General features: G+C 43.1%; 7 protein-coding genes and 1 pseudogene. 1 reads left to right on the forward strand and 7 read right to left on the reverse strand.

What is annotated here, in order from left to right; genetic code table 11:
• Positions 1-689: 689 nt before the first annotated feature.
• The 5 genes from F6J99_RS38490 to F6J99_RS38510 all read right to left on the reverse strand — a co-directional run bounded on the left by F6J99_RS38490 (position 690) and on the right by F6J99_RS38510 (position 5,428).
• Positions 690-815 carry a hypothetical protein gene (locus F6J99_RS38490; protein WP_267876446.1) on the reverse strand — a complete coding sequence of 42 codons (126 nt, stop codon included), beginning with the start codon at positions 813-815 and terminating at the stop codon, positions 690-692.
• Between the two features lie 650 nt (positions 816-1,465).
• Positions 1,466-2,575 (reverse strand): phospho-N-acetylmuramoyl-pentapeptide-transferase, encoded by a 1,110-nt coding sequence (mraY, locus tag F6J99_RS38495; protein ID WP_293121244.1) that lies wholly within the window; start codon positions 2,573-2,575, stop codon positions 1,466-1,468.
• 278 nt (positions 2,576-2,853) lie between these two features.
• Positions 2,854-3,081 (reverse strand): hypothetical protein, encoded by a 228-nt coding sequence (locus tag F6J99_RS38500; protein ID WP_293121246.1) that lies wholly within the window; start codon positions 3,079-3,081, stop codon positions 2,854-2,856.
• 29 nt (positions 3,082-3,110) lie between these two features.
• Positions 3,111-3,926, reverse strand: a complete 816-nt coding sequence (locus tag F6J99_RS38505; RefSeq protein WP_293121248.1) for a hypothetical protein — start codon at positions 3,924-3,926, stop codon at positions 3,111-3,113.
• A gap of 314 nt (positions 3,927-4,240) precedes the next feature.
• On the reverse strand, positions 4,241-5,428 hold the full coding sequence (locus F6J99_RS38510) for a glycosyltransferase family 4 protein (RefSeq protein ID WP_293121250.1): 1,188 nt from the start codon (positions 5,426-5,428) through the stop codon (positions 4,241-4,243).
• Between the two features lie 285 nt (positions 5,429-5,713).
• Between F6J99_RS38510 and F6J99_RS38515 the strand changes: the two genes are divergently transcribed.
• Positions 5,714-5,893 (forward strand): hypothetical protein, encoded by a 180-nt coding sequence (locus tag F6J99_RS38515; protein ID WP_293121252.1) that lies wholly within the window; start codon positions 5,714-5,716, stop codon positions 5,891-5,893.
• On the opposite strand, the gene F6J99_RS38520 is transcribed toward F6J99_RS38515, so the two are convergent.
• Both F6J99_RS38520 and F6J99_RS38525 read right to left on the reverse strand, forming a co-directional pair.
• Entirely contained in the window at positions 5,859-7,103 is a 1,245-nt protein-coding gene (locus F6J99_RS38520) for a glycosyltransferase family 4 protein (RefSeq protein WP_293121254.1), read from the reverse strand. The two genes, F6J99_RS38515 and F6J99_RS38520, sit on opposite strands and share 35 nt — an antisense overlap.
• A 73-nt stretch (positions 7,104-7,176) precedes the next feature.
• Positions 7,177-7,382: pseudogene (locus tag F6J99_RS38525) on the reverse strand (hypothetical protein); the annotation flags it as partial.

Here is a 7,382-nt window from a genome sequence, read left to right on the forward strand (position 1 = left end):
ACCGTGTTTAACCTGGCAACCACAAACTATGGAAGTAAGGGCACCCTGAATAACCCAAAAACAGCTATCTTACCGATGGGGGCACAGTTAAAGTTGCCACCCATTTATTTTTTTCGTTCTCTGAAGAGAATAATAATTTCTTGACTGGAGAAAATCAAGTCCTAGGGCGGCTAAATTCTTTAAGAATTATGAATGATGAAGGCTGAATTAAGTATAAAGTATGAATGCATAAAGGTGAATTAAGTAAGTGGGTTTAATTAATCCGTAAAATGGCGATTGACATTCAAAATGCTTAAAACCCCTTGAATACAGGCTTCCCGCTTCATTTTTGGAGTCTGAGTTTTAAGGTTTATTTATGCCCACCTCACCTACTTATTAAGAAGGATTAAGGATGAATTAATTATTATTGAAAATAAATAAGTTTTATTAATAATCAAGAAGTATTATTAAGGATGAAAGATTGATCAGTAGACCTCTTGTAAAAGTATTGTCTTGATGTAGCCCCTCCCCACTCGCGCTTTGCATCAAGACAATGTGTTTAAGTATAGCGTTTTTATTTGAGATGTAAACATAGCATTAATAGGAAAAGGGAAAAGGAAACAGGGAACAGGGAACAGCAGGAAAGAGCTCCGAAGAGTTTTTGATGTTATGATAAATCAGCAAGATTGTTCATGACCTATTTGTAAATGCTATAGCGGTTTTAAATTAGGTGAGGTACCAATTCTTCGGTTTTTAGGGAACAGGGAACAGGGAACAGGGAACAGGGAAGTCGGAAGTGGGAACAGGGAACAGGTCAAAAATCTTGTGTACCTCATTAGGTTATAAACCGCTATAGCGTTTCTCGCACTTATGAGGTACAGTCTTATTTCAGGATGATTCCCTGTCTTGATGCAATAGCGAGTGGGGGAAACTACGGCAGTTGCTCATGGGGGAGACCCCCTTTGGCGGCGCTGCCTCCCCAAGACCGTAATGGTGCGTTTGACCCGTAATTAAATTGCCCACGGGTCGCACCTCTGCATCGCTTACAACCCTCTTGACTATTGCTAGCATGCCTATTGCTAGCATGCCTATTGCCTCTTGCCTTAAAAGGATAAGCTTTGTCCTCATGACTATGAGAATTGCTATATATACCAACTTAATCGCAAACTAGTTCTTCCCTCTCCCCCCACTCCCTCACAAGGGTAGGTTTTTAACTTTGGGGCGAGTACGTACTTTCATTACGTAGAAACTTTTAAAAGTATGTATTAAAATATACAATAATTGTCGAAATAATTCTCCCCATCTCCCCATTTCCCGCTTCTCACGACTCCCGACTCCCGACTCCCGACTCCCGACTCCCGACTCCCGACCCTAATGTAAAAAAACCTACCCCTGTGAGGGGGTAGGCGTGGGTTAGTCTTGCATGCATGCCTCTTGCCTTGATCAACTATAGGCCTTGGGCAAAGGAGAAAAAACCAATGAGAATTTACCTCAAACACAACAAGACCAGAAGCCCATTAACTACATAAAATACCGCCACTATCTGGGTCTCTGACCAGCCAGAAAGTTCCAGATGATTGTGGAACGGTGACATTTTTAATAAACGTTTACCCACCCCATTGGCATCTTTGGTGGCTTTATAGTAACTAACTTGAGCTATCACTGATACGGCTTCTAGGAAGAAAATACCACTAATTATAAATAAACCCCAGAGGTTACCAGTCAAAAGTCCTACGGCTGCTAGTGCTCCTCCTAGGGCTAGAGAACCGGTATCCCCCATGAAGACTTTGGCGGGATTGCGGTTGTGGGCAATAAAACCCAGGCAACTGCCACTCATACAAGCACAGAAGACCATTAAACCAGGGGAGGTCGGAGCAATCAGGGCAGCTAGTCCTAAAAATGCGATCGCACAGGTTCCTGCTGCTAGTCCATCCACTCCATCGGTAAGATTAGTAGCATTACTTTCTGCTAATAGCACAAACATACCCACCGGCCAAAACAAGAATCCCAAGGGTAAGACGATCCCCAAGGGTAGGGTGATGTTAGTGATACTGGCTGGCTGGGTTTGTGATAACCATAGACAAAACAGTAAACTGACTACAATTTGTAAGGCCAGTTTCATTCTCGGGGACATCCCTTTATTGGAGCGGCGTTGGACTACTTGCCAATCGTCCACCCAGCCGATGAACATATAGCCAAGGGTGGCTAGGGATACCGCTAGGACTGGGATAAAATCCTGCTGCCGGAGGAATAATCCTGACCACACCAGGGCAATCACCACCCCTACCGGCACAAAAAATATGCCACCCATGGTGGGGGTACCCGCTTTGTGTAAATGGGATTGGGGACCCTCTTGACGGATAATCTGACCCATTTTGAGTGCTTGTAGAAAGGGGACTGCTCGATATCCAATCCCAGTAGTGATCAGAGCACAGATCAACAGGGGTATAGTGATGGAGTTACCTGCGATCAGGGACCGAGCTGCTGTCCCATCCAAAATTAATGCACCCAGAGTTAAGCCGATTGATAGAATATATAGGAGTTTAGTTCCCGTTAAGTTGAACAACTGCCCAGACAATCGTTTAGAATCTACCACAAGCCTCTTATTCCTTTTTTTCGAACACTCCTCACAAAGATACAATTCCCTGTATCTTTGTTCATATCCGTATAATTTACGGTTACGAGTCAAATCCTAACATCAAAGGTATGCGATCGCTCAGGGTAGGATTGATTTTTGGCAATTTACGAGATCATCAAGCCATGACCGGATCACAGTTGGGTAGGGTGCGTTAGGGGCGGAAAGCTTCTGATGTTTCGCTTTGTACCCAGCGTTGGTATACTCCGCCCCGTAACGCACCACCCAAGGGAGAGCCCTCATTTTCCGCCTCTTCGCCCCTTGTTGGGACAGCCCGCCTGGGAATTGAAACAGGCAAGATGCCTGGGAATTGAAACAGGCAAGATGCCTGGGAATTGAAACAGGCAAGATGCCTGGGAATTGAAACAGGCAAGATGCCTGGGAATTGAAACAGGCAAGATGCCTGGGAATTGAAACAGGCAAGATGCCTGTTCCACGCCTGATGCCTGTTCCACTGGGTTAACCATGGTGCAACTCCACTGTAATGATCACAGCTTTAATCGAAAAACAAACAATCTTGTTGTCGTTGGCTTAACCCGCTGGCAATAGCTTGCAACTGGTGTTTAGAGAAATTTCTCTCAAAGGTTGTGATCGGTCGTCTAGAGGTGTAGGAAAAAGTAATTGAGTATCGCTGTGATCCAGTAGGTGGTTTCAGACGATGGAAAATGCTGCGTGTGTCAGTAAAAATTACTGTGCCATAGGGTCCTGGGCAAGGGATCCAGGTAGCTTTAGGCGCAACCCTTGTCATGTCTTGATCCGAGACAAAACCAGAACTGTAATAATTGTAGTTCAGGGCTTCAGCTAATGATGAGGTTAAATGTCTGGGAATATATTCAAAAGGGCCACCATCTAACCCCACATCATTGAAGTAGATAATGATTTTCACCATGCGATAGTCTTCTGGATCTACGTGCCATTGCCTGACATGTACTGGTTTTCCATCCGCAATAGTCCTTTGAAGGGTTACAGCAGCTAATAATGCTGGAACACCAAGGTAATTTTCTACAATATCAAGCAATCGTTCCTTAAGTGCCCACTTAAAAAGTTGTGGGTAACTAATTAGCTCTTCGCGATAGGTTATACAAGACTCAAGTTTCGGTATAGGCAATGCCCGTAATTTTGGTAAGATATCCTCAGCACTATCTATCAGTTCCTTAGAGGAAATTTCTAACTCTTCTAAACAAGTAACAACCGTTCCTTGTTTGAAGAGAGAATTCAACAACGGTAAATCTACTGGCTCTAGGGCAGGTAGGGAGTTAGCATGATTTTCTAGTCTTTTTATATAGTCACCATAATACAGATGATCTAGCATCGGTATTCGCAAAGACTCTCTCTTAAGTTTTCCCGGTATACGTTTGAGTTTTTTTACTAAATAATTTTCATTCAATATCATAAAAATAGTTTTAGACAATCGATACTATAAGACCATCTATTTTCTAGGTTATAACTGATATAGTTACTTTTGCTAAAGCAATAGATAGCGTTTATCATAACTATTAGGTGCGCTTTCCGCATTAAGAATTAAATTCGCCACGGGTCGCACCTGAACTAGACAGGATGTTTTCCCTACTCCCTACTCCCTACTCCCTACTCCCTACTCCCTGTTCCCTTTGCTCTTAAAAAAACTCACGAAACTTTTCCATAAGCATCCAAAAGTTTAGGCGCTTGATGACGCCACTCCAGCATTTCTTCCATCCTGCGCCTACCTTCTGCACTCATTGTTTCTATGACTTCAGGAGAATTGAGAAGTTCCAGAATTTTCTCAGCAAACTCCAGCTCGTCATTAGGGGTAGCATAAACAGATGCATTGCCTGCAGAGTGTCTTCCCTCTCGGAGGTCAAACTGAACAATGGGTTTACCTAAGGCCATGTACTCCAAGATTTTATTCATAGTGCAGTTTTCGTTATAAGCGGATGTGGGAGAGGGTTCGACACATACATCGCAACTGGAAAGCCGCTCTAAAAGTGCTTCCCCGGTCTGAAATCCTGTGAATTCTACAAAATCAGTCAGGTCAAGCTGTTTAGATAAAGCCTTGAGGCTTTCAGCAGCAGGGCCACTGCCAATTAGCATGAAGTGAATATCTTGGCGCTTCTTTTCCTGCACAATGTAACGTATTGCCCTCAGAAGATAGTCAATGCCCTCCGGTTCCCCCATAACCCCCATATAACCGACCAGATAGTCACGACCTCTGCGGTAACTTGGGTTTGAGGGCATGATCCGAAACCGTTCCAGATCAGGAGCACTGCGCACTACAACTACTTGCTCTGGTTTCTTCCCCCCTCGGGTAAGGGCGACCTTGCGATGGGATTCATTAGTTGAAATCACCATGTCTGCCGTAGCATAAGTCAAGCGCTCAGCCCAGCGTAAACCATGATAGAAGATATCTTTTCGTCCATACTTGGCGATGTACATCTCCGGAGCCAGATCGTGGTGGTCGAAGATTACTTTTACGCCCCGGAACAATTTAAACCATCCCGCCACTAGAACCATTAAATCTGGCGGATTACAAATGTGAATGATGTCAAAACCTTGCTCTTGCCATACTTGACGAGCTAAGCGAAATTGCCAATTCACAGCCCAGCTGTATTCTCGAAGATAGCCAGTAACCGAGCTTTCTTCTGGTGGTAGGGGATGGCGATAAATATGAATCCCTTCCATGACTTCATAATCTTTATCAAACCCATTCCCTTTGGGACAAATTGTAGTAACTTGATAACCAGCTTTCTGTAAGCTAGTAGCTTCCATCCATACCCGTCGATCAAAGGGTACAGGTAAATTTTCGACAATTATTAATACTTTTGAAAATGAAGCCATTAAAATTGATATCCTTAATCAAATCAGTAAAAAAAATCACCAAATGTGACTTTAAGGATAGATGCATAAGTACAGCGGTTTGCAATTGATCAGATACAAATTATTAGGTTTTATGGAGCAGGGAGCAGGGAGCAGGGAGCAGGGAGAATAAAAGAGGGGAGAGAGAAGAGGGAAGAGTAAAAAATACTGTATACCTGATAGTTAGGCAAACCGCCGTATTTTAAACTATAGTTTTAGTTTTAATAAATTAAAATTTTTTTAAAAATTATATCGCTTGTAATAGTAATGATTTACACAGGTTTTTTTTACCTACTCCCTACTCCCTACTCCCTACTCCCTACTCCCTACTCCCTACTCCCTACTCCCTACTCCCTACTCCCTACTCCCTACTCCCTGCTCCCTAAAACCCAGAACTTTTTACCTCAACCAATTAATTTATATATATTTTTTCCACAACATTCTTAAATTCAAATTTAGTTGGTTGCGCCAAGGCCCTTGCACTCAACTGCTGTCGCAATTCTGAGTTTTCTGCCAGTTCTACTAAGGCATCACTAAGCTTCTGTATCACCCCTTCTTCCGTCAACCCATCGGTTTTTATCACCCGTCCACAGGTTTCATCCACCATCACCCCTGGTCCTCCTAAATCTAGACAAACTACTGGTAAGCCATGGGACAAAGCTTCTAGAATTACTAGCCCGCCGGAATCATGGAGACTGGGGAATAGAAAAACATCATGTTCTAGATAAGGTGAACTTAATTCTTTCTGCTCCATCCAAGGTATCCAGTCTACAGCATCCTTGATACCCAATTTCTCACTCAGTCTCTGCAGCCAAGTTTGCTCACTACCACGACCAATGACTGTAAAATGGGAATTGGGAATCTTTTGGTGCAACAGAGAAAAGGCTTTCAGCGCCAGATGTATCCCTTTCCAATGTAAAAAACGCCCTACAAAAAGAACCTTAAAAGTATCTTTATTGATGCAGTATTCTTCACTAATTTTAGGTATTTTTATGATATCATATATAGGAATATCAAAAACAACGTCAGACTTATACCTGTAAAATTTTGGGATAAGTGCCTGGGTAGGCTGCGAGCGACAATAGATTTTTGATGCTGTGATAAACGTTAAGTTCATCAGCGGGTCAAATTGAACAATAGTATTAGAAATATCGCGGATAAAATCAAATAACCAGCCCCTGACTGGGTAGCTTTTCCTGAGACACCAAGGTGCTTTTACTCCACCAGCTACCGGTCCGAAAATGAAAGGGATTCCTAAAAGACCCATGAAACTGGGGCGTCGAATTGTTGTATTAGTTACGTGATGAACCCGATCAAATACCACCTCCTGGGTTAATGATTTGGCGATTCGATAAGCATCCCATTGCCACCAGACACTCATCAATTGCCACAAGGGAACTGAGAGCAATATTAGGTGTCTGGTAATCAGAATTTTGAACAACCGAGATAACCAGGTAGGATGGTCGCAAAAGAAAAAATGTATGTTAGATATTGGATTTACCTGAAGTTCCTGCTCTACCGGAATCCGATTATGACTCCAGGTAATCACCCAGACTTCATGTCCCATTAGAGCCAGTTGTGTTGCCCAAGCCCAGCCGATTCCGTTTTCTGAACCGGTATGAGGTTGGCACTGATAGGCTGAAAGTAATACTTTCATTAGTCAACCTCCTGTATCCCAGACATCAGCAGATATTTGTATAACAGAGATCTTGAGAAACTCAATAGTGTGTTCATGGAGCTGTTGCTTGAGATTTGAGCACTGAGCCATAAATATTAAGCAGAGAACTGAGGTAGTTTTTGACATTGAGATGGGCAACGCTTGCTCTGGCGCTAGATCCTAAGGAGAGCCGTAACCCTTGATCATTAATTAGAGTCTGCATAGCCATAGATAGGTCTGGTATCTGTCCAGGCTTAACTAGCAAACCATTGTCACCAA

Source organism: Moorena sp. SIO4G3, assembly GCF_010692305.1.
Classification (GTDB): domain Bacteria; phylum Cyanobacteriota; class Cyanobacteriia; order Cyanobacteriales; family Coleofasciculaceae; genus Moorena; species Moorena producens_A.

Excerpts from the sequence above, each read along its gene's own strand:
- F6J99_RS38490 (WP_267876446.1), bottom strand. The coding sequence starts at position 815 with ATGAGGTACACAAGATTTTTGACCTGTTCCCTGTTCCCACTTCCGACT.
- F6J99_RS38500 (WP_293121246.1), bottom strand. The coding sequence starts at position 3,081 with ATGGTTAACCCAGTGGAACAGGCATCAGGCGTGGAACAGGCATCTTGC.
- F6J99_RS38505 (WP_293121248.1), bottom strand. The coding sequence starts at position 3,926 with ATGCTAGATCATCTGTATTATGGTGACTATATAAAAAGACTAGAAAAT.
- F6J99_RS38510 (WP_293121250.1), bottom strand. The coding sequence starts at position 5,428 with ATGGCTTCATTTTCAAAAGTATTAATAATTGTCGAAAATTTACCTGTA.
- F6J99_RS38515 (WP_293121252.1), top strand. The coding sequence starts at position 5,714 with ATGATTTACACAGGTTTTTTTTACCTACTCCCTACTCCCTACTCCCTA.
- F6J99_RS38520 (WP_293121254.1), bottom strand. The coding sequence starts at position 7,103 with ATGAAAGTATTACTTTCAGCCTATCAGTGCCAACCTCATACCGGTTCA.